Origin of the sequence: Brevundimonas pishanensis (genome assembly GCF_022750635.1) — a bacterium.
GTDB classification, from domain to species: Bacteria; Pseudomonadota; Alphaproteobacteria; order Caulobacterales; family Caulobacteraceae; genus Brevundimonas; species Brevundimonas pishanensis.
The window spans coordinates 365,536-391,363 of the sequence record NZ_JAJKBG010000002.1 but is presented as its reverse complement, the minus strand read 5'-3'; the positions used below and the strand labels follow the sequence as shown (position 1 = coordinate 391,363).

Annotated in this window: 33 protein-coding genes; 5 read left to right on the top strand and 28 right to left on the bottom strand. The window is 61.1% G+C overall.

All coding sequences use genetic code 11. From position 1 onward, the window contains the following. Positions 1-85 precede the first annotated feature (85 nt). The gene (locus LOX95_RS05680) at positions 86-379 is read left to right on the top strand and encodes a hypothetical protein (protein ID WP_242913492.1); all 294 of its coding nucleotides are present in this window, start codon (positions 86-88) and stop codon (positions 377-379) included. On the opposite strand, the gene LOX95_RS14315 is transcribed toward LOX95_RS05680, so the two are convergent. The 27 genes from LOX95_RS14315 to LOX95_RS05550 all read right to left on the bottom strand — a co-directional run bounded on the left by LOX95_RS14315 (position 372) and on the right by LOX95_RS05550 (position 20,006). Then, positions 372-695, bottom strand: a complete 324-nt coding sequence (locus tag LOX95_RS14315) for an ogr/Delta-like zinc finger family protein (protein ID WP_427846569.1) — start codon at positions 693-695, stop codon at positions 372-374. The two genes, LOX95_RS05680 and LOX95_RS14315, sit on opposite strands and share 8 nt — an antisense overlap. A gap of 87 nt (positions 696-782) precedes the next feature. After that, positions 783-1,808 carry a contractile injection system protein, VgrG/Pvc8 family gene (locus tag LOX95_RS05675; protein WP_242913491.1) on the bottom strand — a complete coding sequence of 342 codons (1,026 nt, stop codon included), beginning with the start codon at positions 1,806-1,808 and terminating at the stop codon, positions 783-785. After that, positions 1,805-2,233 carry a phage tail protein gene (locus LOX95_RS05670; protein ID WP_242913490.1) on the bottom strand — a complete coding sequence of 143 codons (429 nt, stop codon included), beginning with the start codon at positions 2,231-2,233 and terminating at the stop codon, positions 1,805-1,807. The genes LOX95_RS05675 and LOX95_RS05670 overlap by 4 nt, the downstream gene beginning before the upstream one ends. 2 nt (positions 2,234-2,235) lie before the next feature. Continuing rightward, the gene (locus tag LOX95_RS05665; protein WP_242913489.1) at positions 2,236-4,791 is read right to left on the bottom strand and encodes a phage tail tape measure protein; all 2,556 of its coding nucleotides are present in this window, start codon (positions 4,789-4,791) and stop codon (positions 2,236-2,238) included. Positions 4,792-4,801: 10 nt separating this feature from the next. Then, entirely contained in the window at positions 4,802-4,948 is a 147-nt protein-coding gene (locus LOX95_RS05660) for a GpE family phage tail protein (RefSeq protein ID WP_242913488.1), read from the bottom strand. An 11-nt stretch (positions 4,949-4,959) separates the two neighbouring features. Next, a complete protein-coding gene (locus tag LOX95_RS05655) occupies positions 4,960-5,268 on the bottom strand; it encodes a phage tail assembly protein (RefSeq protein WP_242913487.1) in 309 nt (102 codons plus the stop codon). Between the two features lie 66 nt (positions 5,269-5,334). Further along, a complete protein-coding gene (locus tag LOX95_RS05650; RefSeq protein WP_242913486.1) occupies positions 5,335-5,844 on the bottom strand; it encodes a phage major tail tube protein in 510 nt (169 codons plus the stop codon). 53 nt (positions 5,845-5,897) lie between these two features. Next, positions 5,898-7,082 (bottom strand): phage tail sheath subtilisin-like domain-containing protein, encoded by a 1,185-nt coding sequence (locus LOX95_RS05645; protein ID WP_242913485.1) that lies wholly within the window; start codon positions 7,080-7,082, stop codon positions 5,898-5,900. A 21-nt stretch (positions 7,083-7,103) separates the two neighbouring features. Further along, positions 7,104-7,451: a GPW/gp25 family protein gene (locus LOX95_RS05640; RefSeq protein WP_242913484.1), complete on the bottom strand. Its 348-nt coding sequence runs from the start codon at positions 7,449-7,451 to the stop codon at positions 7,104-7,106. Then, entirely contained in the window at positions 7,448-8,026 is a 579-nt protein-coding gene (locus tag LOX95_RS05635; RefSeq protein WP_242913483.1) for a phage baseplate assembly protein V, read from the bottom strand. The genes LOX95_RS05640 and LOX95_RS05635 overlap by 4 nt, the downstream gene beginning before the upstream one ends. A gap of 80 nt (positions 8,027-8,106) precedes the next feature. Further along, positions 8,107-8,445, bottom strand: a complete 339-nt coding sequence (locus LOX95_RS05630) for a hypothetical protein (RefSeq protein ID WP_242913482.1) — start codon at positions 8,443-8,445, stop codon at positions 8,107-8,109. Beyond that, a complete protein-coding gene (locus tag LOX95_RS05625; RefSeq protein WP_242913481.1) occupies positions 8,442-10,178 on the bottom strand; it encodes a hypothetical protein in 1,737 nt (578 codons plus the stop codon). Before LOX95_RS05625 ends, LOX95_RS05630 begins: the two co-directional genes overlap by 4 nt. A gap of 3 nt (positions 10,179-10,181) precedes the next feature. Continuing rightward, positions 10,182-10,751: a phage tail protein I gene (locus tag LOX95_RS05620; RefSeq protein WP_242913480.1), complete on the bottom strand. Its 570-nt coding sequence runs from the start codon at positions 10,749-10,751 to the stop codon at positions 10,182-10,184. After that, positions 10,748-11,662 (bottom strand): baseplate assembly protein, encoded by a 915-nt coding sequence (locus tag LOX95_RS05615; protein ID WP_242913479.1) that lies wholly within the window; start codon positions 11,660-11,662, stop codon positions 10,748-10,750. The genes LOX95_RS05620 and LOX95_RS05615 overlap by 4 nt, the downstream gene beginning before the upstream one ends. Positions 11,663-12,270: 608 nt before the next feature. After that, entirely contained in the window at positions 12,271-13,260 is a 990-nt protein-coding gene (locus tag LOX95_RS05610) for a sensor histidine kinase (RefSeq protein ID WP_242913478.1), read from the bottom strand. A 104-nt stretch (positions 13,261-13,364) separates the two neighbouring features. Continuing rightward, positions 13,365-14,048 carry a phage virion morphogenesis protein gene (locus LOX95_RS05605; RefSeq protein WP_242913477.1) on the bottom strand — a complete coding sequence of 228 codons (684 nt, stop codon included), beginning with the start codon at positions 14,046-14,048 and terminating at the stop codon, positions 13,365-13,367. 37 nt (positions 14,049-14,085) lie between these two features. Then, the gene (locus tag LOX95_RS05600) at positions 14,086-14,580 is read right to left on the bottom strand and encodes a phage tail protein (RefSeq protein WP_242913476.1); all 495 of its coding nucleotides are present in this window, start codon (positions 14,578-14,580) and stop codon (positions 14,086-14,088) included. Continuing rightward, positions 14,580-14,735: a hypothetical protein gene (locus LOX95_RS05595; RefSeq protein ID WP_242913475.1), complete on the bottom strand. Its 156-nt coding sequence runs from the start codon at positions 14,733-14,735 to the stop codon at positions 14,580-14,582. Before LOX95_RS05595 ends, LOX95_RS05600 begins: the two co-directional genes overlap by 1 nt. A 22-nt stretch (positions 14,736-14,757) precedes the next feature. Then, positions 14,758-15,219, bottom strand: coding sequence for a hypothetical protein (locus LOX95_RS05590; RefSeq protein ID WP_242913474.1), 462 nt, complete (start codon positions 15,217-15,219; stop codon positions 14,758-14,760). Between the two features lie 34 nt (positions 15,220-15,253). Beyond that, entirely contained in the window at positions 15,254-15,733 is a 480-nt protein-coding gene (locus LOX95_RS05585) for an N-acetylmuramoyl-L-alanine amidase (protein WP_242913473.1), read from the bottom strand. Further along, entirely contained in the window at positions 15,730-15,966 is a 237-nt protein-coding gene (locus tag LOX95_RS05580) for a hypothetical protein (RefSeq protein WP_242913472.1), read from the bottom strand. Before LOX95_RS05580 ends, LOX95_RS05585 begins: the two co-directional genes overlap by 4 nt. Beyond that, positions 15,963-16,208 (bottom strand): hypothetical protein, encoded by a 246-nt coding sequence (locus LOX95_RS05575; RefSeq protein WP_242913471.1) that lies wholly within the window; start codon positions 16,206-16,208, stop codon positions 15,963-15,965. The genes LOX95_RS05580 and LOX95_RS05575 overlap by 4 nt, the downstream gene beginning before the upstream one ends. Beyond that, a complete protein-coding gene (locus LOX95_RS05570; RefSeq protein WP_242913470.1) occupies positions 16,208-16,432 on the bottom strand; it encodes a tail protein X in 225 nt (74 codons plus the stop codon). Before LOX95_RS05570 ends, LOX95_RS05575 begins: the two co-directional genes overlap by 1 nt. Next, positions 16,432-16,920 carry a head completion/stabilization protein gene (locus LOX95_RS05565; RefSeq protein WP_242913469.1) on the bottom strand — a complete coding sequence of 163 codons (489 nt, stop codon included), beginning with the start codon at positions 16,918-16,920 and terminating at the stop codon, positions 16,432-16,434. The genes LOX95_RS05570 and LOX95_RS05565 overlap by 1 nt, the downstream gene beginning before the upstream one ends. Positions 16,921-17,043: 123 nt before the next feature. Beyond that, on the bottom strand, positions 17,044-17,952 hold the full coding sequence (gene gpM, locus LOX95_RS05560; protein ID WP_242913468.1) for a phage terminase small subunit: 909 nt from the start codon (positions 17,950-17,952) through the stop codon (positions 17,044-17,046). Positions 17,953-17,999: 47 nt separating this feature from the next. Then, on the bottom strand, positions 18,000-19,046 hold the full coding sequence (locus LOX95_RS05555) for a phage major capsid protein, P2 family (RefSeq protein WP_242913467.1): 1,047 nt from the start codon (positions 19,044-19,046) through the stop codon (positions 18,000-18,002). Positions 19,047-19,097: 51 nt separating this feature from the next. Then, on the bottom strand, positions 19,098-20,006 hold the full coding sequence (locus LOX95_RS05550; protein ID WP_242913466.1) for a GPO family capsid scaffolding protein: 909 nt from the start codon (positions 20,004-20,006) through the stop codon (positions 19,098-19,100). Between the two features lie 174 nt (positions 20,007-20,180). Between LOX95_RS05550 and LOX95_RS05545 the strand changes: the two genes are divergently transcribed. Together LOX95_RS05545 and LOX95_RS05540 are read left to right on the top strand one after the other, a co-directional pair. After that, a complete protein-coding gene (locus tag LOX95_RS05545) occupies positions 20,181-22,088 on the top strand; it encodes a terminase large subunit domain-containing protein (RefSeq protein ID WP_242913465.1) in 1,908 nt (635 codons plus the stop codon). Next, positions 22,081-23,109: a phage portal protein gene (locus tag LOX95_RS05540; protein ID WP_242913464.1), complete on the top strand. Its 1,029-nt coding sequence runs from the start codon at positions 22,081-22,083 to the stop codon at positions 23,107-23,109. Before LOX95_RS05545 ends, LOX95_RS05540 begins: the two co-directional genes overlap by 8 nt. Positions 23,110-23,302: 193 nt before the next feature. On the opposite strand, the gene LOX95_RS05535 is transcribed toward LOX95_RS05540, so the two are convergent. Continuing rightward, complete coding sequence (locus LOX95_RS05535; RefSeq protein ID WP_242913463.1) at positions 23,303-23,980, bottom strand: hypothetical protein; 678 nt, start codon at positions 23,978-23,980, stop codon at positions 23,303-23,305. 203 nt (positions 23,981-24,183) lie between these two features. Between LOX95_RS05535 and LOX95_RS05530 the strand changes: the two genes are divergently transcribed. Beyond that, complete coding sequence (locus tag LOX95_RS05530; protein ID WP_345791438.1) at positions 24,184-25,041, top strand: DNA adenine methylase; 858 nt, start codon at positions 24,184-24,186, stop codon at positions 25,039-25,041. A 117-nt stretch (positions 25,042-25,158) separates the two neighbouring features. Beyond that, complete coding sequence (locus tag LOX95_RS05525) at positions 25,159-25,458, top strand: hypothetical protein (RefSeq protein WP_242913461.1); 300 nt, start codon at positions 25,159-25,161, stop codon at positions 25,456-25,458. Positions 25,459-25,828 lie beyond the last annotated feature (370 nt).

Below are 25,828 nucleotides of genomic sequence, written 5' to 3'. Positions count from 1 at the left end.
TTCCGATAATCGGAACAATGAGTCAACAACATTCGTTCCGATAATCGGCGCAGACTTGTTGTGCCGAAACACTCAATATCCACCCATGAAAATGGACTGGCACATATCTGAGTGGATGGCCCACGCGCAGAAGCGTCAGGCCGATCTCGTAAATGAACTCGGTTGGACCCGTCGTAAGGCGTCTGAGGTCTTCAATGGATTGCAGCCCTACAAGCGCGAGACTGTAAATGAGATCGCCGAGTGGCTGAAAATCGAGCCATATGAGCTTTTGATGCCACCCGAGGAAGCAATACAGCTTAGGCATTTGCGGCAAGCTGCACTGGCCATCGCTGCGCAGCAGTCGCCGCTTAAGCCTAAAAAAGACAAAGTACCTACCTGACTGTAATCGCCTGGTCTGCCTTCTTGCGCGGCGGCGCTATTGGCAGATTGATATCCGGGTTCGGTCGCGCTGACGGCACAATGGTTCGGTCAATTACCAGAGATGCAACAAACGTGTGACCGCACGGATCATCGCCATCGACGTTGGTGCACTGGAAACGCATCTCTCTGAATAGAGGCGTGATCGTTCTTGTCGTGCGGGCTGTCGCCACGTGTTCGCAGTGGGGGCAAATCTGGCGAATGGTGCCGCCACTGCTGTGGGGCGGTCTGCTACGCCCACCGCTAAGGTTTGATACGCGATCTTGTTGAATCGACATGGTGAACTCGGATGACGCCCCATCCTTGGGGAAGACGATAATTCGGACCGCGCTATACGGCAACGCCGTGTCGCTTAAGCTTGCTGTTTATTTGTCACTGTTGCCGCCGCGCTCCATTTGGAGAGTCGTTGTCAGGCCGTTACTCGAAAGGGAGTGCCACGCTTCATCCACAAGCCAGTCGGTTGCATCTATCTCTGGCTTAAATCCCACGACTTTTACTGTTTTTTCGGGGAAGATATCGGGACGTCCCGAGCATAAGGTGAGCGAGAACTTGGCCGCACCGCGTTTCAATCGCTTATATTCTGCATCGGCAGCGCGACGGGCATTGGCTTCAGAGGCATAGGTTCGGGCGAGCTTCTTGGCATTCTCTTCATCGCCGACGACGACCTTCTTGCGCTGACCAGCTGCACGATCCTGCCATTCCGCGACGACGCCGGAGTATGAGCCGCGCTCTGCGGCCTCCCAGGTGTGTCGATCGCCATTAAGCCGAGTGATCGAGGATAGTTCGAGAGGCTGGCCGTTAGGCGTCTGACCCGCACCACAGGCCATGAACACCAGAGTGCCGGCCTTTACGGTTGAGACGGCATCGTGCAGCCGCCCTAGTCGAGCGATCAGCGCCGCGTCCGATTCATTGCTTTGCGCCAGGTGCGCGATGGCGACGGCCGATTTTTCTGCCGAGCATCGCAGCTGCAGTCCGTTGCGTCCTGCCACTTCGGCCAGAACTGCGCCCAAAGTCGATGACGACCAGGACTGAGTGCGGCGGGTTCTGAATGCGCGCGTCAGGTCTGCCGATCGGGCGCGAATGGTGAGGACGTCGGGGGTGCCGGTATGCGTCAGCTGGTCGACCTTGAACCGTCCCTTGTCGATCAGCGTTGCGCCTGCGGACGTGCCGAGATCTCGCCAGCCGAGGTGCAGTTCGATTACGGCTCCGGCGGCAGGCAACGCAAGCTGGCCATCGTTGTCCGCGAGACTGATCGAGAGTTCGTCAGCGTCAGTGCCACGCTTCTCGGTCAGTTCGAGGCTGATAAGCCGGTGCGAGATCACGGCACCGATATCGTTGCCGTTGATGATCAGCTTCCAGGCCGCCTGCCTATGCTGGTAGTGGCCCGTCATGATGCGGCCTCGGGCGCGTCGTCCGTCTCGCCGTCGTCTGGCAAATCATCGTCCATGCGTTTGAGCGAAAGGCTGAAGTCGGTCACGCGGGGGCGACCGTTGTCCATGATGGCGCGCTTCGTCTCGTCTATGCCCGTGATCACATATGCGCCGAACACCTCGCCAGTGCCGTCCACAAGCGGGAAAGCTTCGCCCGTGCTGGCCATTTCGCGCAGCTTGTCCAAGCTATCAGCTGCACCCAGCGTGATAGGGGCGAAGACGCCACTCAAAGTGATATCGTCATCGCCTGGGCCTGCGAACTGGCCTTTCGGGCGAGCGCCGACACGGTCGCTGGTCGGGTGACGCCAGCTGCTGCGGCGCTGCAGCTGGTTATAGGTCAGCGTCGGGAGATCGAACACGAACATCCCCAGGGTGATTAGGGCCATGGTCAGTCAAACCCTTCAGGATCGTCGCCGAAGCCAGACAGGTTGTTCCCCTCGAGGACGCTCTTTATCGACTGCGCGATGTCGATCGGGGACTGCCCAGGCTGGGGGTAGATGTTGATGGTGATCGATGCGGCGCTGGGGGCAGGGGCCGCCATCGCCTGCGCCGTCGCGCTTGGTCCAATCTGGGGGCCGTTGTCGAATGCCATAGCCGCGCCGCCGGATCCGACAGCGAGGGCTGCGGTCATACCTGCACCGATCTTGGCGACAGTGCTGACAGCGCGGTCACTCGACCGATCAAGGCCTTGGGCGAGGCCGGCGACTGTGTCATCGCCCAGCCCCGCGAACACGCGCGACGGTGAGCGGATGCCAAGCTTGTTCTTCAGCGCCGTGACGACCTTGCCGCCGATGTTGGTGACTGACGACAGGACGGCAGGCAGGCCGCCCATTAGGCCGTTGATCAGCCCTCTGATGAGGTCTGCACCAATGGATTTAAAGTTGGCCCCCAAGGCTTGTAGCGCCGGCCAGACCTTCTGGAAGGCCTGGATCAGCAGCCCTGCGGGGGTAAAGTTCATGAACAGGAAGATCAGGCCTTGGATGGCCTTGCTTCCTATGTCGCGCATCGAGGCCCAGAAGGAGGACCACCATTGGCTGATCGCGCCCCAATTCCGATAGATGAGGTAGACGGCACCGGCCAGCAGGGCGACAGCCGCGACAACAGCCAGAACGATCCACGTCAACGGGTTGGCCAATAGCGCGGCGGTCCATGCCCATGTGGTGGCGACTAGCCCCGACATCCCCGCCATGACCGGTGCAAAGAGTGCTGCGGACGTCGACAAGGCTAACTGCAGCAGCGCAAAGGGGGCCAGCACTGCGGCCACGATCATAGCTAGAGCGCCAAACACCAGAAGGGCAGCGGCGATAATGGCCACCAGCGCACCGGCGACCTTGATCACGTTTGGATGCTTATTGGCGAAGTCCGTCAGCTGGGAAGATGCGGTTTCAACCTTTTTAGCCACGCTTTCGATTGTCGGCAGGAACTGAGTGCCAGCCGTGATTGCGACACCGATAAGACCCTGCTTTGCGCGATCCATCCCGGCTTTGGCACCGGACATGCGGTTCTCGAATTCGATTGCCATAGATCCGGCGGTCTTCTGACTGTCGGAAACGGCGTCGAGGTTCTGCTTCAGGACGTCCAGCTGCGACAGCATTGGCGCGATGGCCGCGACCGATTCAGATCCGAACAGTTGCCGCAGGATGGATGCCTGCTTGTCTGGCGATAGCTTGCTGACGCGCTCGAGGACATCAACGATGGTGCCGCCGGCATCCATCTGCATGGCTTTGGAGACCTTGCCGGCCTCAAGACCAAGAGCTTTGAAGGCGGTGCGCTGGCTCTTGGTGGCGGCATCGCCTGTCGTCAGCGCTAGCATGGTGTTCTTAATGCCGGTGGCGGCGATCTCTTGCTCAACGCCCATGCCGACGATGGTTGAACCCAATGCGGCAACCTCAGAAGCCGCCATGCCCGCAACGCCGCCCAGCGGCCCCACGCGTGTGACGACGTCAGAAATGGCCAGGGCTGTCGCGTTGCCGTTGTCGCCGAGATAGTTGATCTGGTCAGCCAGCCCGCGTACCGCACCTTGGTTCATGCCAAAGGCGACACGCCAGGTTGCGAGCTTCTGGCCCGCGTCTTCGGCTGTGGTTCCAAAGGCAACAGCCATCTGGCCCGCATCGGTTGCAAAGCCTTTTAGCTCATCGCGCGGGATCTTGGCTTGACCCGCTGCTGCAACAATCTGCGCAATGCCCTCCGCCGGCAGGGCAAGCTGCCGTGACAGATCGATGATGTCGCGGTTCATCTGCTGGAACTGTTCAGGCGTGTCGAAGTCGACCACCTTCTTTACGTCCAGCATGGCATCCTGAAAGTTCATGGCGGCGCGGCCAGCCACTACCAGCGGTGCCGCTGCCGCTACGCCAGCACCGATCGAGGCAGCGCCAGCGCCAGCAGCCTTGCCTGCAAACGACTGCGTTTGGTCGTAGCGGGTCCGGGCATCGGCCATGCGCTTTTGTCGGGACTCGAGCGCTGCCAGTTTGTCGCGTTGTTCGACCAGCGCTCTGTTCGCTTTGCGCGTCTCGTTAGCGAGCTTCGCTTCGGCACCCGACAGGTTCTTGGTCGAGTAGCCGGCGCGATCGAGGCGACCGCGGATCTCTTGCAAAGTTCGGCTGTGGCCTTCTTCTGCAGCCTTCAGGTTACGGACACGATCGCGAGCCTGTTCGAAGGCGCGGGTCAGTTGGCGTGTCGGCTTCTCGGCGTTCTTGTGCGCCTGGGCGAGCCTTGCGGCTTCGACCCTTGCCGCCTGCAGGCTCTCGCGGGTCTGACCCAGCCGATCCGACATCTGGCGATAGGCTGAAATGTCCTTGGACGCGCGCTGCAGTTCAGTGACCCGCTCGCGCGCTGCCCGTAGTGCCTTCGACGCGCCATCGCTGCCGCCTTTGACTTCCTTCAGGAAGCGGGTGGCGTTGCCAGCGGCGTTCATGATCAGCGATAGGCGCAGACTACGGGACATTTTTAGGGTCTCAGGTTTTGCCGCGTCCCTTTTCAGGTGCAGCGTGCATCTTGTTCCAGCGATCGACGGCCTTCTCGCGCCAGCTGACGATCTCCCCGAGGCTCATTTCGGCCATCACGTCGGGGGACCAGTGAAACACCATGGCGATGTCGGCCATGGCGTCGTCAATCAGGCTAGGCCAGCTTCGTCCCGCTGCTTCTTCGTCAGCAAAAAAGCGACGATTTCCTCTGCGATCGCGGCGCAGTCGGGGGCTTCCATGGTTAGATATTCAGCTTCGGTGATCACCGGCTCTGAGATACGCGGCAGCACCTTGGATACAGCGACGACGTCGAGGTTGTAGAGATCGACAAGCTTGACGCCGCGCAGTGCGCCGCCGAGCGGCCTGCGAAGGGTCACGCGATCGATCACCGTCTCGCCGCGCTTTAGTGGCGTATCGAATTCAACAACGGCGGTCTGGGTCTGGGTGGTATCACTCATGGCGGGTGTCCGGTCTTAATGTTCTGGATGAAGAGTGGGGCGGATCTCGCGACCCGCCCAGGCAGATCAGGTGCCGAGGATCGAGCGTTCTTCAGCCATGCGATCGACGCCGGCCACGATGAAGACCTTGTTCAGGACATCGATCTCGAACTCGACGCGGCCATTGCGGACCTGTTTGTAATAGACACAGGTGGTCTTATAGGTGACCTCGGTGTCGCCGCCGATTTCGTCACCGCCTGCATCGATGGCAAAGGTGCGGCCACGAACCGTGATCTCGACATGGTCGTAGGCGCCATCGGCACCGTGCTGATAGGCACCGGTGAAGCGCAGCTGGCTTGCGTCCAGGGCATGTTCGGCGAAGGTGGCATTCAGAGCGGGGATCTCGCCGCCATAGACATGCTCGACCTCGAGCCCAGCCAAACCGGTGAACAGTTTGACCGGAGCGATCATGCCGGCACCGCGATAGTCCTCGCCTTCCATTTCGAGCGGGGGACGGGTGAAGGTCTTGCATTCACCCATGAAGCTCTCGCCGTTGCCGTGGACAACCATGTCCTTAAGTTTGCGGGGCAGTTTCATTTCGATGTTTCCTGATAAATCGAGGGCTTGTGTCTGACTTTGTCGTCAGAGGATCAGGCGGCGAGGGTGTTGAAGTCGGCGTAGTATTCGTCGGAGATCAGGCTCTCGAGGCCGAGATCTTCCAGCGGGGCGACGGGGGTGAAGCGATAGCCGAGGCTCAGCTTTCCGCCGGCCAACTGTGACGCGGTATTGGCTTCGGTCAGGTAGGCTTCAGCGCCGATGATCTGACCCGACGCCTTGAGGCGGCGGAACAGAGCATTGATGCTTTCGACAATGTCGCGCGCGAGTGCCTGTGTGAGCGGGCGATCAACATAGGTGAACAGCCCTTCGGCGATGGTGTCGCGAAGCACCTGATTGGTGCGGACGGCGCTTTCAAAGGCGAAACGCGGATCTTCCGAGCAGCCGCGGTTGCCCCAGAAACGGAAGCCGTTGCGGCGGATCAGGCAGGTGATGTCGGCGCCGTTCAGCAGGCCGGCTTCGGTGTTTTCGTCCTGCAGATCCCAGCTGACGATAGTGTCGATGCCAGTGACGCCAGCCACCGCCACGTTCGAGATCGTCTTGTGGAAGCCGACCTCTTGATCGATGCGAGCGCGCAGGCCGACCGCGACTGCCGTGGCGTACGACGGGCCGACGACCTTGGTGAAGGGGTCAGGAGCCTGGAAGTCGCCAAAGATCAGGAACAGTTCGCGCTGGGTGAAGTTGGCGCGGAACGCCGCAGCTGCGGTGACGGTGCGGGTCGGCCCCGCCTCGAAATAGCCGACCGCGTTCAGCTTGGCGGCGATCAGCCCGAGAGCCGAGCCAACGGTTTGATCCTTGAAGCCCGGAATGGCGAGGATGCGCGGGCGAACACCCAGCACGCTTTCGGCATCAAGCATGGCCTGCATGCCGGTGCGGGATCCAGCCGCGCCACCGCCGATCAGGTTTGCGATTTGCGAGGCTTCCTTGTCTGCGGCGTTGCCGCCGGTGCCTTCGGCGACGCGGATCACGACGCCGATTGCCGATGCCTGATCGCCGATAGCCTTCAGCGATACGGCCAGTGTACCGCCTGCGCCCGCCTTCACGATGGCGTCCTCGATGTCGGTAACGAGTACCGGCGTGTCCAGAGGGAATGCGTCAGTGTCGGCTGCAGGAGCCGTCGCCACGATGCCCCAGATGGCGGTCGCCGCGATGGCCAGGGTGGTTGCGCCGGCGGCGACTTCAACGATTTTGACGCCGTGCGGGCGAGGCGAGAGAGCCATGTTCAGATCCTTAAGAACACATCATTTGAGAAGGGGGACGCTCGCCCAGAGGGTTTGGCGGCGGGGAAGATCGGTGCGGACCAGCTGCAGCTTCAGATCCGCTTTGTGGCCGTCGACGTTCAGCTGCACGGATTTGAGCCTTGACCGCTTGTGCCAGCGCAACAGCGCCATGGCGGTCGCGCCCAGGATCCGCAGGCGGGTCACGTCGTTCATCGGCTGATCGATCAGCTCGGGAATGTACGAGCCGTAGTCGCGGCGCATGACTCGCGTTCCGACCGGCGTCGTCAGGATGTCGGCGACCGAAAGGCGGATATAATCGTCGTCGACAGGCGCAATGGCCGTGGCGTTCGATGCGCGAAGGCCGCTCATTGGGGCGCACCCGATAAGGCAGAGCCAGCCGCGACGCCTGTGTGTTTGTGTCCCTTGAGGGACTTGCCGCCTCCGATCACGTCGCTCGAGCCAGTCACCGTGCCTGCACACGACACGTCACCCGAGACGGACAGATCGCCCTGCAGGGTTACGTCGGCTTCGATTGACACGCCGGAAGGCGCAATGATCGTGGCTTGCCCTGGCAGTTCGATCTGCAGCAGCTGCGCGGCGGGGTCGTAAGTGATCAGCGCGCCGTCTTTGAACTTGATGCCGACCTTTTCCCCCAGCGCGAGCGGCGGCATCGCGGTCGTCGGGAGTGAACCGGAAATGAAGGCGCGCTCGATGTCGCCTTCGGGGCAGCAGACAAGAACGGGCTGGGCGACTGCGAGCGGAATCCAGATCGAGGTGTCGCCGACCGACATCGACCAACTGCAGGGAGGCGTCAGAATATCGCCAATGCGCACGATGGCCGTGCCGGCATTCAGGTCCACGCTCTCAACCACGCCTTCGCGCACCAGATCGCTAATGGCGCGATCGGTGTTGGAGGGGGTAGCGGCGCGTTGGTTCCCGTGCATGCCGCCGACGATGGATCAGGCGTTAGGCGTGTGCGCGGCGGCGATGTTGTAAGAACCGCCCCGCACAACAAGCGGCCAGATCAGCCGAGGATAGGGCCATCCATGAACAATCGGATCTCGCCACTAGCGGTTGCCTGGTTGCCGGCTGCGTCGATAACGAGGATGGAGACGAATGCGTCCTGCGGAACGCCGCCCGCAGGCTCCCAGTCCTTAACCTGCCCCCCGTAAGTCCCGCCGACCGGCCAAGGTCCGGTGTCGTTCCAACCGTAGGTGTAAGGGGGAACACCACCACTCGCCTCGGCGATTGTGGTCACGCGATAGGGAGCTTCCGTCGGCCAATAGCCGACTGCGGGGATAACCTTCACCGAAAGCGTCGAAGTGCTGGCCATCAGCAGCGAAGGGAGGATACCCGGCATCATCGGCGGACGTCCTTCATAAGAGAGGCCACGACATCACCCGATGCGATGACTGTAAACACCAGGACATCGCGGGCATTGGCGGCAGTCGACAGTTGCGGGACAAGCCCGTTGGCGAACTTCCAGGCAGAGTCGAACGTCAGGGTTCTCCCTCCGGTACCATCCTGCCAGATCTGGATTACGCCAGATTGCCCCGGCTTGGCATTGGAAGGCGCGCCGAGGGTGCGATTGCCGGTCATGACGGTCGTGAAGTTCAGGCCAGTGCCCAGGTTGACCGTCAGGATTGCGTCCTGGGTGATGGTCTGGATCTCGGCTGCCGACCAGACCGTCGCCGGCGTGATCGCACCGGTGCCGGTGTTAGCCCGGTACTGCGCCGCGTTGATGATGTTGCCGCCGTGGAATACGTCAGCCCCGTTGACGTGAGGGGTCGCGAAATAACGCATTCGACCCGAGGCGCGCTCACCTTGCCACATGTTGACCGTCACGCCGTCGTTACGGACGAGATAGTAGAGCAGATTGCCGCCGGCACTGGCTGCGTTTTCTGCCTGGGTGTCCATCATGAAGCCGTGGCGTTCGGCATCGCCAGAGAAGAATTTTAGACTGCGCCACGTCGAAGCATCAGCCCTGATGGCGACGTTTGGCGTCGTGATTAGACCCCCAAAGGTTGGGGCATAAATATTGGCCTTGCTGTTGGGATCGAAATTCTGCGTCGTGAATACGGGATATCCGTTGACCGTCAGTCCTCCAAGACCCACCAGTTCGAAACGGTTGTTGGAATATGCAAGCCATCTGCCCGCATCGGTGCCGAAGTAGTAGACGCCGGTGAGCGCATCGCGGCCGGCGATCACATCACGGAACACATTGTTCACGCCCAAGGTTGCCTTCGTAGCAAGCGCAGCGGCCAGTCCGGTGATCTTGTCCATTGCCAGCGACGGTATTCGGGCGACAGCCAGAACACCCGACACGATGTCATCTGCCGCGTGTTGGTGGACCGATGCAGCCTTACCGGCCAGCGCGTCGGACAATCCCGCGATGGCGGCGACGCCGTGGCTGTGTACGGCGTCGGCTTTCGCACCGAGCGCTGCCACCAGGCCGGTGATTTTGCTCATTGCCAGTTCGGGGATCCGGCTTACGTGGAAGGTGCCGGTCTCGACGTCGGCTGCATCGTGCTTATAGCCGATGGCCGCGAAGCCGCTAAGTGCCGATAGAGCGCGCTTCAGCAGGCGCGGGGTGATGTAGCGCCAGTTGTCAGTGCCAGCGTCGGCTTCGGCGTCCGTGGCGACCTCGCTGATACCAGCGAGCGTTTCGGTTGCCGGCGGCAGGGTAAAGCCGACAGGGCCGAACTCGATCTGGTCGGTGTCGAGCGTAAGCAGACGCGCATCCACGGCCAGCAGAAGCATCGCGGCGGCCGACTTCTCAATGATCGGGTCCGCTTGGCTGTAAACTGCGAACAGGACGCCGGTGTCGGTGTAGATCCCGAAGGCGCGTAGCGCATAGGCATCGGTCGTTTCATCGCGGATGGTGACGTGCAGAGTATCGTCAGCGACTACATCGCCGGCCATGGTGGCGAGGCGCTTTGTTTCGTTCGGCAGAGCCGTCAGAGCGGCCAGCGGCGTCGTGACGGCTTGGGATGCGACGCCGATCTGGGACAGGATGAAGGCCGCCGAGCCATTGTTCTGGGCATTGATCAGAGCGGCGCGCCCTGCATCGGTGATGGTGATCGTGAAACCGGTCATCGGTTAGCTGGCCTCAGTCAGAGTTAGACGGCGATAGATTGCGGGACGGGCGGCAGCGATCGCGCGGAGTGCGCCGGTGGCGAGGAATCCTTGGGTGACGGTGAACCAGCTGCGCGCCGGCTTCGTGCGGGCGACTTCGTCAATGACTTCTTCGATGAAGCTCTGGCTGGCCGCTTCTCCGTCATTGCCTGACAGGGTCAGGACTATGTCGAAGGTATGCGGCTGCCCCGGCGGTTCCATCTGCCACCACTCGCGCAGGGCGATTTGACCGCCGAAGGCTTGAACGACAGCCCGCACCGATCCGGCGGATCCTTTGCGCTTGTGCAGATCCATCGATGCCGCGATCAGGTTGCGCTTTACACGCTCCGACCAGGCGGGGTTCCAAGTATCGACAGACAGCGTGAAGGCGAGCCACGGCAGGAAGCGGGCAGGGCAGGTTTCGGGATTGACCAGATCGCGCAACGGGGACGGGATGTCATCCAGCCGGCGGCTGAGGGTTTCGATAGCGCGCTCGACAGCGGTCGCGTTTGGCGGCAACAGCGAAGTCTGATCAGCGGACTTGAGGTCGGTCATTCGGCCAGACCGCCGTGCGTGATCGTGATGCCGGTGCAGAGTGCGGCTTGCTCTGGTTCGATGACAATTGACGCTGCCGGCTTGATCAGGTTCACGTCCTGGACGCCATCGGGGCAGAGCGCCGCGATCAACGATGAACGGGTGATATCGCGGCCAAGGCGATAGGAACGGGCGATGTGTTCGTCCAGCCGCGATCGCGCGAGCGTCATCACGACCTCGCTGTCGGGGCCATTGAAGGTCTTGATGACAGCCTCGACCTCGAACGGAATGATCTCTGCAGAGGCCACGACGACATAATCGGTCAGCGGTCGGACGTCTTCTGCCGAGACGGCGGCCATGACCTGATCGATCAGCGCCTGATCAGCGACACCGCCGTCGTCACGCGACAGAACCGACACGAGGACTGTGCCGGGTTCCGGTGACGTGCAGGAGGCGTCGAGAACATCCGGCGAGGCTTGGCGGGCAAGCTTCACATAGGCACCAGCGGGTCCGGCGACAGAGAAGCCTTCAGGGCCAAGCATGGCGCGCTCGCGTAGCGAACTGTCGTTCTCCATGACTGCCGGCGCACCGGTGAGCGGATCGGCTGGGGTCAGGATCATGCGCGTGGCGAAGGGTGCCGCCACAACGTCCAGATCAGAGCCGGTCGCATAGGGCAGGCTCATAGCCTTCGCGGCGTCATTGACGCGCTGGCGAAGGTTGAGTTCGCGGTAAGCCCAGATCTGGATCAACTTGACCAAGACTTCGCTTTCATCCTGCAGGACGGCTGCGGTCTCGGGGATCAGCGCGATCAGATCCGCCTTCATTCTTTCGGCGATCTGCTCGAAGCTGAGCGTTTCGATCACCGCAGGGAAGGGCAGTCGAGACAGATCAACGGCGGTCGTGCCGCCTGACGGGCCGGAATATTGGGTCATGCCCAGACGCTAACCGCGAGCGCGGGCGGGGCTGACGGGGGCTTGTTGTAAGAACCGCCCCGCACAACATGGACGGCTGGGCGGCATGCATCATCATTGCGGTTCAACGTCCCCCGAACACCACTGGAGTATAACCGTCTTCAGGTTATGCCTGCCGAAGGTGGTCACGGAAATTTCTCGCGAAGGGCGAGTAGCCGTGGCGCGCAGGTGAGGATCGATTATTTTATATAATCTTATTCGCCTAACGGGAGCGTCGTTGAGTTGAAATTGAGATTTGTCATCATCGCGGTGTTGGGGAGCATCTTGTCAGTCAGCTCATGCGCTATTCAACGTCACGGGCCAGATCAGGCGATCTATTGCGATCTGGGCAAGACCTCAGATGGCGTTGATATTTACTGCCCAAAACCTGTTTTGAACGGTGGCTGGCCAGCTCCCTTCGCATTCGATCGTCCGGGCATATCGGTCGAAGGCAAAATTGGCTTCCCCGAAGACGACTTCCGTTTGGCACCGTTCATAGCAAGCCTCGCATTCTATATCTTATGTCTCCAGGGATTGTGGGCAATGCTGCGGCGGATCGGTCGCTTCTTCGGTAGAATGTGCAAGGCGAACTAGGCCTCGTGTGCCAAGCCCTCGCTAGGCCAGCAAAGCCGGGCACAGGTGCCGGGATTGGTAGACTGGAGCGACCACTGTCCCCCCAACTGCTTCGCGAGGGCGCTGATGATTTTCAATCCAAGGCTTTGGTGCACAGAATCCACAGCTTCACGAACCCCCACGCCGTCGTCGGTGATGACCAGGGTTCGGACCGATCCGTCATCGCATAGCTCAATGGTGAGTGTCCCCGCACGGTCCGGAAAGGCATGTTCCAGAGCATTGTTCACACACTCCAGCATGATGAGCACCACAGGCGTCGCCTCTTCGGCCGACAACGCCACGTCGCCGCTTATGATGGAAACTTTTACGTCCTCGCGGGCTGCCGCCGCGATAGCGTCGTCCACTATTAGGCGTGCCAGATCTTCAAAGGCGGTAGCCTGCCGCTCGGCTTCAGCTAGGCTTCTTTGGATGCGCGCGACAAGGGCTGTGCGGGCGCAGGCGTCCAGCAGAACTTTCCGGGCGCTGAGATCGTCCGTTGCGCGCGCTTCTAAACTCAGCAGTGCACTCACGACTTGGATATTGTTAGACACCCGGTGCTGGACCTCCCGTAATAGGATGTCACGGCTCTCTGCAAGCGCGGCATTGCGAGCGACCTCGCGAGCGAGCCGACGCGACGCGCCGTCCATACCAACGATGAAGAAGATGTCGATTGCGACGACAAAGATGTAAAACGTCACGGCAACCAAAGTGTCACCGCTGAGGTCAAATCCTTGAGGCCCGATCCAGAACCACCACGCGGTCAAGCCTGACAATGTGGCAGTCAAAATAGCCGGACGCAGACCGGCGAAGTAGGTGACCAGAACAACTGCCGGGAAGAAGGTCAGATAGGGGAAGCCTGGCGGGAACGAGTCCGCAAGCCCAAAACGCACGGCGAAAGCGACACCCCAACAGACAAGCGCCAACACATAACCGCGCCACGCCACGCGTCGGAAGAAATCGTGCTTCATCGCCTTCTCCCCAAGCGCTGAAAGCGCGGCTGTATTTTCCTATCTACGCTGTATGAAAGAATGTAAAGTTCCTTCAAACAATGAAAACATCGGCGGCCAGTGGCCTAAAGCCGGCCTTCCATGTGATCGAGCAGCATAGCGAGGATGGCCTCGTCGTCGGCTTGCGTGAAGCCGAGCAGTTCTCGCTGGGGATAGTCCGCCTCTGGACCGCCGGGAACGACCCGATCCTTCAGGCCGAAATGGTGGACGCGAGCGAGGCGGGCAGCACGGCCACGGAACTCGACATAGGCTTCATCGCCGTTGGTACCGGCCTTCATCTGGGTGCGCAGCTTGGAGAACATCGCTGCAGAGCGACGTCGGACGGCACCCTTGGCGTTTCTCAAGCTGCCCTCGATCGGGCCGGGATCCGCGCCCCCTTCTGAGGGGAGGTGGCGGGCGATGCGGCTGTTTAAGAAGGTGCGCAGACCATCGGCTTCGCGGTCGAAGCCCGTCAGGCGGTCGCCTTGCCGGACCCAGCTGCGCATATCGGCGACGCGCTCTTTCCCGCTGCCCTTTCGGTAGAGGAATCGGATCGGGCGGCTGGCGGCCTTTTGGGTCTTGCGAGGTTTACGCTTGGGCCAAGGCGAACCATCGGGCGCAACTTGAGCGCGGATCCGCTGCTGCTGCGACCGCCGAATGTTGGAAGCGAGTTTGCGCAGCAGCTGCGATCGCTCGCGTGCTTCGAGCTTGTCGATGTAATCAGAGACCGCCTTTCGATAGACGGCCAGTTCGTCAGCGCGGTCGGTCATTAATCTTGCCCTATCGCTTCGCTACATGAGGGCATGGTCATTCCACCTCGTGTGCGCAGGCCACGATGAGTTCGCCGTCCATATAGACGCGGTGCAGCGGAGTCGCGGGTTCGAGCGCGAACGGGACGGGTTCCTCTGGGCGAGTAAGGTCGTGGCCGCCATCCGGTCGGATCTTCAAAAAAACCGTTTCGGTGATCGGGATCTTGACCAGAATATCGGATTTGCCGTCATCCAGCTGATCGACTTCCCAGGCGATGCCGCCAGCGCCGGCGGCAAGCGAGAGCAGTTCTGGCTGCCAACGTTCGACCCAGATCATAAGCGGCAGAATGATTTCATCGAACGACCAGGCGCAATCGAAGATGCCCATCGACAGGGTGTATCTATATTCGAATCCGCGATCAGAGCCGCCCCGGTTCTGGGCGATTGTGCTGCCTGACGGGATCGCGAAGTGAAGGTCTGAAGGATTGTCCTTCAGGCCACGGTGTGCGAGCGCCGCCATCATGTGTTTGCGTAGGCTTTCGAGCTTGCGCATCAGCGTCGTCCCGTAAGTTTTTGCCACCAGCTTTGCGGCGTCAGCTGGTCTTGCCATTGCAGCTGGTCTGCGTTCTGGCGGGCGTGAATGTCGACGGCCAGTTCGCGACGGGCATCGCACGACAGGATCTCGGCACCGCGCAGGGCGTAACCCATTTCGAGATCGGCTTGCGTCGGGTTAGCCGGCAGGCGTCCGACCAATTGGCAGGGCTGCAGGGCCGTTGCCGGCATCTCGCGTTGCGGCGGTAGGATCGGACGCGCCGGCGCAGATGGCGGGGCGAATAGCGCACAGCTGCTGGTCAAAGTCGCGCAGGCGATCAATGCGATCAGGGTCGATAGGTTCGTTCGCATCCGGCGCGCTCCTGGTTGCGGCTGAAAGTTCGGTGAGCCGCTCTTGCGCGGCTGAACGTTGGTTCAATGCGACCTCGACCCTTGTGGTCGTGTCGCGGGATCCTGCGGCCTCGATCGCGGCTGCTGCGCCTTCGGCCTTCGCCGTCGCCTGACCCGCCAGGGCGCGGTCGAGTTTACGGCCTTGCAGATCGAACGGATCGAAGCTGAAGCCCAGAGCGCCCAGACCCATCACGGCCACGGCGAGGGTGGCAACGGCAGCCAGAACCAGCCCAATAGTCCGAAGGGACAATCCAGCAGGAGAAGGCAGTTCCAGAGGCATAATCTTAGCGGACCTGGAACTGAGGCGGGTTGCCGGCCAGCCAGTCGCGGACGTCGAAACACGGGCAATCCTTCAGCCATTCATTGCGCGAAACCTTGCCGTCGCGGTTCGTATCGGGAGACAGGTCGCGATGGCCGAGGATCTCGGCGTCGGGGTGTGCGGCCTTCAGCTTGGGCAGCAGGCCGCGCAGGGCTTCGAACTGTGCCGGCGTGAAGTTCTGCTCCGACCAGCCTTTGGCATTGATGCCGCCGACCATGCAGATCCCGAGCGACGTGGCGTTGAAGCCACTCACGTGAGCGCCGATCACCGTGTCGGCGCGACCCTTTTCGATGCGACCATCACGGCGGATGACGTAGTGATAGCCGACGTCATTGAAGCCGCGCTGTTTGTGCATGGCGCGGATCTCGGCAACGCCGATATCGCGCGAAGGCGGGGTGGCGGCGCAGTGAACGACCAGGTGCTTGACGTTCTTGATCTTGGTCATGGCTTGTCTTTCCAGGCGCGGACCAGTGCGATGATGTGTTCCGCACTTGGGCCAATGAGGTAAAGGGCGATCAGGGAGGCCAGCAGCAGGATGAGGCGCTCGGCGATCGTGCGCAGATCCTCGAGCGGCATGCGATCAATCAGCAGATGCAGTTGCAGCAGGATGAAAGCCGTGACGATCCAGGTGAACAGTCTGCGCCAGAGCCATTGGGCTTCAGGTTGAGGGGCGCTCATCGACCGCGGTCCTTTTCGATGTGGGCTCGGATCCAGGCGATGTCGGATTGCATATGGGTGACGCGCTCGTCCAGGCGGGCAAACTCGCCCCGCGTGATTGGCTCGACCGTGACTTCCATAGCCTCGACGCGGTTGAACAGCGCGCCCATGGCGGCAGCGACAATCACAACCTGAATGCCGACGGCGAACAGAAGCTGGACGAGATTGATGCTGAAGGTGACGGGGTTTTTGTTCACGCTCATCAGCTCCAGAGTTGAACCATAGGGACGGGGGCCGACCGGTTGGCCGAGGCGGGTATCAGCACGATCTGGCCGCGCTTGAGAAAAGTGCCGGCATCAGCGAGGTTGGGGTTCGCGGCGAGCACTTGTTCGACAACCGGCGAGGCGCGGCTCGTCGTGCGCCACACCAGCTGGTCGAGGGTTTCGCCATCGATCGCGGACACCTTCATCATATTGGAGGCGGCCATCAGATGACCTCAGCGATGATGCGGCTGCGTCCGAGGAAGTCGCGAACGGCGATCGTCACGTTGCGGCGATGGATGTCGGCGTCGGTCGAAAGCTCTTCGGCGCGCTCGATTCCAGCCTGACGGGCGGACTGTCCCAGCTGGCGGTCGGAAAGATCCGCGGCGATGACCGATGCAATGGCTCTGCCCCAGCGGACGACGTAGTCGCTCTCGCCATCGATGTCATAGCGGCTGGGTACGTCGGTGAGTGTGGCGTAACCGGCGGCAAGCTGTTCGGCCTTCCAGCCGTTCAGTTCATCCATGACATCGAGGATTGCGTTTTTGGCCACATCGCGCAGCCGCTCGTCTGTGACCGCTTGATCGATGCGGATGGCCTTACGCAGGCGGACGAGATCTGTTGCCGGCCAGAACGGGCCGCAGTCGATCGACCCCGGCGACGGGGCGGTATCGGGTGCGGGGATGCTGGAAGGGGCAGAGAAAGGACCGGACATGGTAGGCGAGGGATTCCAGGTGTCGCCGGATCCGGTAACGGGGTGGGGGGCTGGTCGGACGCTGCAGACGGATAAACCGCTGTTGTCGGACCAGCCCCGCCCCGAGCGCCGGGGGGCGATAGGTTAGGCGGCAGGCGGGGCTGCAGCCGGATCGGTTTTCTTCAGTTCGCGCTCGAGCTTCTCGATGTCTTTCTTGACGCCGACGCGGTCGTGTTTCTCGATGGCCTTCAGGTAGTAGGAGAGCGCCGACTGTTGGCGGGCGCGAAGGTGGGCGGCATCGGCTTCATTGGCTCCGACCAAAATGGCGCGACCGATGGCCTTGAACAGCTTGGCTTCGACTTCATCGTGGAGATCTACCTCATAGACTTCGACCAGATCCTGCAGCTTGGGCAGGATGCCGGCTTCGAAGGTCGAGGCGCGCTCACCGCCGAGGTCAAAGGCAAACAGCGCGGCGTCGGAGATCTCGTCAATCGCGAAGGTGATGACGTCGCGGTTGAACTGACCAGGCATATCGAGGCCGAGATCCAGCGCGTGTTCGATCATCGGCAGGGCCGCGTCGTAGGTGCCAACGTCGATGGTCCAGGCGAGCAGCTGGGTGAAGACCTGATCCATAGGACCGGCTTCGTGTTTGGCGTTCGCCATGAAACCGGCAATCCAGCCCTCATAGAAGGGCAACATCGCGGCCTTGGCCTCGATCTTGCGATCGGTCGCCTTGAATTCCTTCAGGCGTTTGCGATCGTCTTCCAGCTGCAGAACGATCTTCGCCTCGTCCGATGACAGGGCGATATCGCTTTGGGCGCGGGCGATGGCCGCGATGCCGGTGCTGAGGCTGGCAGCCAGATAGGACCGTGCCTGGGCTGCAGGCGAGGTGCGACCAGAACGCACTTCGGGGACGGGCGTGTCCGCGAAGTGGCGCGTGGGCTTGGCGTTACGAACGGCCTTTTCCGCCTTGGCCGCCGCTGCGACTACGGCTCTGGCTTTGTGGTCGGCTTCGGCGCGGAGGGCGGCGGCGGCTTTGGCGGCGGGGGTCATTCGGGTTCGTCCTTATGTTGATCTAATCAGGGGGTGAGAGGGGCCGATTAACCGCCTTGGGGCGGGACCGGCTCGTCAACGACGATGTTTTCGATCAACACGGCGTAGTCGTAGCTTTCGACGACATAGGCGTGGTTCACCGACTCGAACGTCTCGATGCGGTCACGCTTAGGATTGTCGATGATAGTGCGACGGCGGGTGTTTTCCTGCTCATAGACCGACAGGTTATCCAGGCGGGTGATCAGGATGGTACCGGCAGGGAAGAACGGCACCTTGGCCACCTGCAGGCCGCCGAGCGTCTTCTTCGACATCAGGATGTCGGTAGCGATCTTCTCGGTCGGCTTGTCTTCACCGTCGACCATCGGGAAGTATTTGTCGTGCAGCAGACCGCCGCCGACGATGGCCACCAGTTCAGTGTCGTCGCGCGCCCATTCCGGCATGAAGTTCTGCAGCGCGTCATAGACCAGCGCGTCCAGGTTCTTGTAATCGCCTTGGGTGGCGCGAACATGGATATGGTTGGCCTCGATCGTGCCGGTCTTGAAGACGGCAGTCGGCTTATGGGCACGGATCTTCTGCAGCCAGCCGATGTTGACGTCCTGCAGCATCGGATAGGTGGTGCGGTCCGTGGTGGCTGCTGCCTGGACGCCGTTGAAGCCGATCATGATGATGTCGCGGGCCTGCTGTTGCAGGATCTGATCGCGCATCAGCGCCTGGAAGTTGGCGAACTTCGCCCACATATCCAGCTTCGCGTACCTGACATGGGTGTCGAAGTTGGTCTGCTTGCAGAAGTAGCTGTTGGCCTCCAGCGAGGTCGGGTCGCGCGTTTCGCGGTCGGTGGATTCGGTGTTGGTGCGCCCGGCGATGGTGCCGGCGACACCAAGGCCAAGGGCCTCGCCCGACTGTTCGTCAACGACGATGACGTTGATCTGACCGAGGAAGGCCGAGCTTTCGCCCAGCTTTCCAACAAGGGTCTGCTGAACCGACGGGTCGATGCTGAACTTGCCACCAGTGGCGACAGTGGTTTCGGCGACGTTGTTCAGTTCTGCCTGACGCGACAGATAGCTGGAATACAGCAGGCGGGTTTTCGTCTTCATGATCGGGTCCGGTGCGGTTGGGCGTGTGGAGCGTGGCGGGAAGGGGCGGGATCAGCAGTCGGTCAGTTCGACGCCATTGCCGCCGGTGTGCGACGGGCGGCGCGCGTAGGAGCTGTTGGGGGTCTCTTCGAGCGCCTTGGTCAGAGTGCCCAGTTCGGTCTCCAGTTTGGCGAAGCGGGCGTTCGTGGCCTGGGTGGTTTCGGCCAGCAGCGACTTCAGGTCGGTGCCGAACTGGTTGAAGGCGTGAGCCAAGGCAGCTTGATCGGGTTGTGCTGTTGCGGCGACCGTCGGAGCGGCGGCGGCTGAAGCCTGAACAGGGGCGGTTGGCTCCGACTTGCCGACTAGACGGCCGAAAGCCGAGACGATTGCGTCAAGGGTGAGAGCACCGCCCGATTTGGCATCATCACCGGAGGCGTCGAAGTTCAGTTCGGTTTCGTAAGCGGCGCTGAACACGCTGGTTTTGTGCTGTTTGCGGTCGTCGAGGGCTTGCTTCAGCGTGGCCGCGAATGGCTCCTTGCTGTTGACGCTGAACTGCAAGGCTTCGGTGCCGAGGCTGGCGGGACTGTCGGTGACGGCCAGACCCATTAGGTAGGCCTTGCCGGTATTGGAGAAGTTGGGCTCGACCTCGATGGAGGTGAAGATCTTCTGGCGAGCCTTGTTGAACGTGACCAGCTCGTCGGTCGGGTCAATCTGCGCGAACAGGGCCAGACGCTTCTCGGTCTTGCCGTCGATCTCGATCTCGACTTCTTCGGTCTTAAGTGCGCGGACGTCGCCATACGCCTTGAACGGGCCATCGCCGGTGAAGCCGCGGATGTGCTCCATGTTCACGCGGGCAGCATAGGTGTCGGCGTTGTACGAAGCGGCCATCTGTTCGAGCCAGACGCGCTCGATAGTGCGGCCATCCGAAGCGGTGGCGCCTTCGACGGCAACACGGAAGAAGCGGGCGGTCTTATCGGCCATGACGGTTCCTGATCGGTCCTGATTGGGTGTGCCCGTCATAAGCGGGCCTCTGAGGCCTCCAAGACGCCCGCCTTAGCCCTTCATTCTCAAGGCAGGCCTGTTGTGCGGGGCGGTTCTTACAACATGGACCGGTCAAGCCCCGACGCCGGCGCGGTTAGCGTCCGCACCATGCGAATGAAGCCGATAAAACAGGATGGACCGGAGCCAGGTGGGCCAGATGATCTGGGCGCGCTGCTGGCGTCGTGCGGCGGTTTCGGCTTCCCGGTAACGGCGCTGCTGGATGAACGCCGCGCCGCCAAATTCCTCTACTGGTCGATGTGGCGGCTGACCGATATCGCCAAGCTGCTCGAACTGCCTGAAGGCACGATCGCCAGCTGGAAGAGCCGCGATAAATGGGACGAGGCCAGCCCGCTTGAGCGCATGGAGGGCGTGACCGAGGCTCGCTATGTCGCGCTGACGATGAAGGCGGCGAAGACCGGCCTCGACTTCAAAGAGATCGATCTGCTGTCACGGCAGGCCGAACGATTTGCGCGGATCCGCCGGTACCAGCAACCAGGCGGCCACGAAGGCGACCTCAACCCCAAGGTCGGCAATCGCAACGCTGGACCGAAGAAGAAGCCCGAAAAGAACCGGATCACGCCGGAACAGACGGCGCAGCTGAAGGCCGCGCTCGAAAAGCTTATGTTCGGCTATCAGGAGATCTGGTGGTCGAAGCGTGATCTACGCAACCGCATGATCCTGAAGTCGCGTCAGATCGGCGCGACCTATTACTTCGCGCTCGAGGCGCTGATCGTCGCGCTCGAGACGGGCAAGAACCAGATCTTCCTGTCGGCATCGAAGAACCAGGCGCATGTGTTCAAGGGCTATATCCGGGCCTTCGTGATGAAGGAGATCGGTGTCGAACTGACGGGCGATCCTATCGTCATCGATCGCGGCTGTGACGAGAACGGCCAGCTGCTCGAACAACCGGAGCTGGTCTTCCTTGGTACTAATGCGCGCACGGCGCAGGGCTATCATGGCGACTTCTATTTCGATGAATTCTTCTGGGTTTACGGCTTCGAGACGCTGAAGAAGGTCGCGTCGGGCATGGCGATGCAGAAGCGGTATCGGAAGACCTACTTCTCGACGCCGAGCGCCATCACCCACGAAGCCTATAGGTTCTGGACCGGCGAGGACTGGAACAAGAAGCGATCAAAGGACAAGCGCCAGCTGTTCGACGTGATGTCGGCAGCGCTGCACGAGGATGGCATTGTCGGGGCGGACAAGATCTGGCGTCACAAGGTCACGATCGAGGACGCGGCGCGGCTGGGCTGCGACCTGTTCGACCTCGACGAACTGCGCGACGAGTATTCCGCGCCGGAGTTCGACAATCTGCTGATGTGCGGCTTTGTCGATGACACGATGTCGGTCTTCCCGATGGCGGTCATCGGGCCGTGCATGGTGGATCCGCGAGACGTTTGGCCTGACGTGGACCAGGCGCGCATCATCCTGCGCGCTGGCCGGCCCTATGCCGGTGAGGTCTGGCTGTCATACGACCCGAACGGTGACGGCGAGAACGCCGACAAGGCCGCGCTGATCGTTTTGGCACCGCCGAAGGTACCGGGCGGCAAGTTCCGGGTGATCGAGCGCCGCCAGTTCGCGGGCAGCCGGTTCGACGAACAGGCCGAGGTCATCCGCGACTACACCCAGCGTTACAACGTCACCAAGATCGATATCGACAAGACCGGCATCGGTGACGCCGTCTATCAGCTGGTCAACACCTTCTTCCCGACCGCGGTCGGCCACGTCTATGACGCCTTCCTGAAGACCCAGATGGTTTACAAGGCGCTGGACGTGATCACCAAGGGCCGGCTCGAGTTCGATGCCGAGTTCCGGGATCTGGCCAATGCGCTGATGGGGATCCGGCGCACCACGACCGCGTCGGGCCGTAAAGTCACTTACGAAGCCGGCAGAACCCGCGAAGCAGGACACGCCGATCTGGCCTGGGCGCTGCTTCAATCCCTGATCAATGAACCAATTTCAGCCGCCATCGGAGCCGAGGGCGGACATGAATCCACTGTGGAGATTTACGGCGATGACTAAGGCCAGAGCAGACCGACCTGAAGCTGCAACCAATGCCCCGGCATCGGCAACGGCCTTTGCGCTGGGCGATGCGGAACCGGTGCTGAACCGTCGCGATCTGATGGAAGGTCTGGATTGCTGGGAGGTGAGGGGAGCCGGCGGCGTCTATTACCAGCCGCCGCTGCCGCTCGACACCTTGTCGAAGGCGGGCAATGCCGCGTCGCACCACTCCAGCGCATTCCGCGTGAAGGTGAACCAGCTGCTGCGCGACTTCATCCCGCATCCGATGCTGGATCGCGCCACGTTCGAGGGCATCGTTCTCGATCATCTTGTCCTGGCGAACTTCTACGTCGAGCGCGTCGACAACATGCTGGGCCGTCCGATGAAGCTGAAGCGCAGCTTGGCGCGCTATACCCGCCGCGGCGTCGAGGATGGCCAGTTCGTATTCCTGAGCGGCTGGAACAAGGAACACTGGTTCAAGCCCGATACGGTCTTCCACGGCATGCAGCCTTGGCTGGACCAGGAGATCTACGGGGTGCCGGAGTATCTCAGCGCGCTGCAGTCGGCGTTCCTGAATGAAGGCGCGACCCTGTTCCGTCGTCGCTATTACATCAATGGCGCGCATGCCGGCTTCATCATGTACGTCGGCGAGGGCGGCTTGACCGAGAAGGATGCGGACGCGCTGCGCAAGGCGATGAAGGACACCAAGGGCGTCGGCAACTTCCGCTCGATGTTCGTGCATCTGCCGCAGGGCAAGAAGGACAGCATCCAGCTGCTGCATCCCGGAGAGGCGGCGGCGAAGGACGAGTTCGTCGGCATCAAGAACATCACCCGCGATGATGTACTGGCCGCGCACCGCGTCCCGCCGCAGCTGCTGGGCGTGGTACCGGCCAACGCAGGCGGGTTCGGCGATGTCGAGAAGGCAGACGCCGTATTCTATCGCAACGAGATCCAGCCGCTGCAGCAACGGTTCCTGGCGATCAATGACTGGCTGGGGATGGAGGTGGTGCGGTTCAAGGCGCGGACTGCGGTTAATCCCTGAGGGAAACTACGGTTGTGCTTTGCTGATACCGCTGTAATCTTGAATTCTCACGATAGGGAGTTCGTTATGACTCAATCCCATGAGGATATCGAGAGGCTTACGTCAGAGATTCACCAGCTGGGCAGATTGATCGATGCTTCCCACCCTGATGCTGTAATCAGGGGACAAAAGCAAAAAGACCTCTTGCGGTCACTCAGACGGCGGCGAGAGGATGAGCTTCATCACTTGGTATGCCAACGGCCCGCGAACCCGAGGTAGTTGGGCGATCAGCTGACGTACCAGTGCTAGATTGGAAAGTGTTGAAAGCCACGCTGCCAACACCGACAGTCCCCAATATGAGTAGGGCTACGCTTACGGCAGCAAAAACTTTCGCGGTGAACAAGCGGTGAGCGTCTCTCTTGGGATTTGGGTTCGAAGGGTCTATCCGAGCCATCGAAATGGGCAATGATCCCATGAATAATAGCCCAAGTCCGAACGTCGATATTATAGCAAAAGCAGCTACCGGCGTTGTTATGGGTGGTGGCTGACGAGTTAGCGCAGTCAAGCTTGTGACAAAGCCGACGCCGTGAGCCACGGTCAGCGACGTCAGAAACCGACGGGACCAATATTGTTGTTCGTCGCTTCTGCCACGGATCTCGTTTTGAAGCGCAGTTTCGGCCAATTGCGCTTTAGTCGCCGCATCTTGAGAGGCCGCGACCTGGCGTTGGGCGTCAACAAGATCCCGCTTGACCTTTACAGCCTCGAGATCGACAAGTGTTTCATACAGGCCTTCCAAACGCTCGCTGTACGATCCATCAGCAATTGACGCCTCTATGCGTCGGATCTCGTGAGAGATTTTCTCAATACGATTACCAAGTAGATCATCGTGCATTGAACACTCGAAATGGAGGCTGGGCGAAGGTCTCTAAGTGGTCAATTTGTCGTAGCGGGCTTTTACAACAGCAGGTTGGTGACCCGCTCTTCGAATCAAAGAAGTTCAGTGGCGGCCACGGCATTTTGAGCGGTGGCCTGGGTGTTGAAGCACCCAAGCCGCCGAGCCGTAACTCGACACATCAGAGGGTGGCCACCCTCGTCATGCCCCGCTGCCTGTCCAGGCGCGGGCTACATATTGTTGAGTCTGACGTGAGTTCAACCAAATTGAGCGCGATGAGCGCAATTAAGCCTGTTCGTCCTGTAGCCCCGTATGTCGGAGGCAAGAGGGGATTGGCGAAGCGGCTGTGTGCCATGATCGAAGCCACGCCGCATGATCTGTATGCCGAGCCGTTCGTCGGCATGGGCGGGGTGTTTTTCCGGCGCAAGCTGCGCCCCAAGGCCGAGATCATCAATGATTGGAATGGCGAACTTGTGAACCTGTTTCGCTGTATGAGGGCGCACCCGGCGGCGCTGACGCAGCTGCTGGAATGGACCTTCTCCTGCCGCGCTGACTTCGACCAGTTGAAGGCTGCGGATCCGACATCGATGACGGATCTTCAGAGGGCGGCGCGGTTCGTCCAGCTGCAGAAGCTGGCCTTCGGTGGAAAGGTCATCGGTCAACACTTCGGCGTCTGCCTGGATGGTCGGTCACGGTTCCGATCGTCATCGGTGTCCGAGGATCTGATCGCTGCCGGCAACCGTCTGCAGGATGTCACGATCGAGAACCTGGACTGGCTCGCCTTCATCGATCGATACGACAGATCGGGGACGCTGTTCTATCTCGACCCTCCATACTACGGGACCGAGACCTACTATGGCGACGGCTTCGGGCGCGATCAGTTCGCCCGCATGGCCGAGCGGCTGGCGTCGATCAAGGGCCGGTTCATCGTGTCTCTGAATGATCGACCGGAGGTGCGCGAGATCTTCGGGCAGTTCGCGATCGAGGGCGTCGGGACGTCCTATGGTTTGGCCGGCAACGGAGCCGTCGAAGCCCGCGAGGTGATCATCACCAATCGCTGATCGCGATCGCCGGCGCGGGTAGGGCAGGCGCTCGCCCGCGCCAGATCCGAAACTCAAAGCAGAACAAATTAGCAACATACGCTAGCGGCGCGGGACCGGCGGGCGTAAGGCAAGATCATGATCGAACCCGCCTGGTCCCTAACTGTCGGAGCAATGGCCGCTGATCACGTCAGCGTCCATTGGGACTGCCATCACTGCAAGCGCCACGGCAGGGTCGATCCCGCCAAGATCGCTGAGGCCAAAGGCGAGGAGTTCAGCCTGTGGGACCAGTTGCGGATCTGCCCCGAGTGCGATGGCATCATTACCTACAGCGCAGCCTTCCGTGATGGGAACTGGCCAATCCAGCTGCTGACGCCGAAGGGGAAGCAGATGCTGCTCGGGGCGCTCGACGTCATGTGGTGGGAGCGCCGCCGCTAGGCCGTGTCGGTGCGGATCGGCTCGACTTTGGTCCGCAAAGCGCGATTTTGGCCGCTCAGTGGCGAATTGCGCCGCCTTGCCCCAAACCCCGCGCTTTTCCCCCCGCGCCACCCCCGGGCTTAATGTGTCGCTATCCTTGCAATTATTATGGTCGGTAAAATAAGCTCAGTGGTGGGTTAGAAAAGTACTGGATCGTCTGAGTGAGCCTTGCAGTTCCTTGCAGTCCAATGGCTTAATGTTCTTGACCCCAATTCGACCGTAGTTTGGATTCTTCGGCAGTTCCATCTTCTTGATGGCGGCCCTTAGTTCAGCCAGTGTGATCGATTGATCTGTGAAGGCACTATCCCGTGCAAATGATCCAGATAGACTC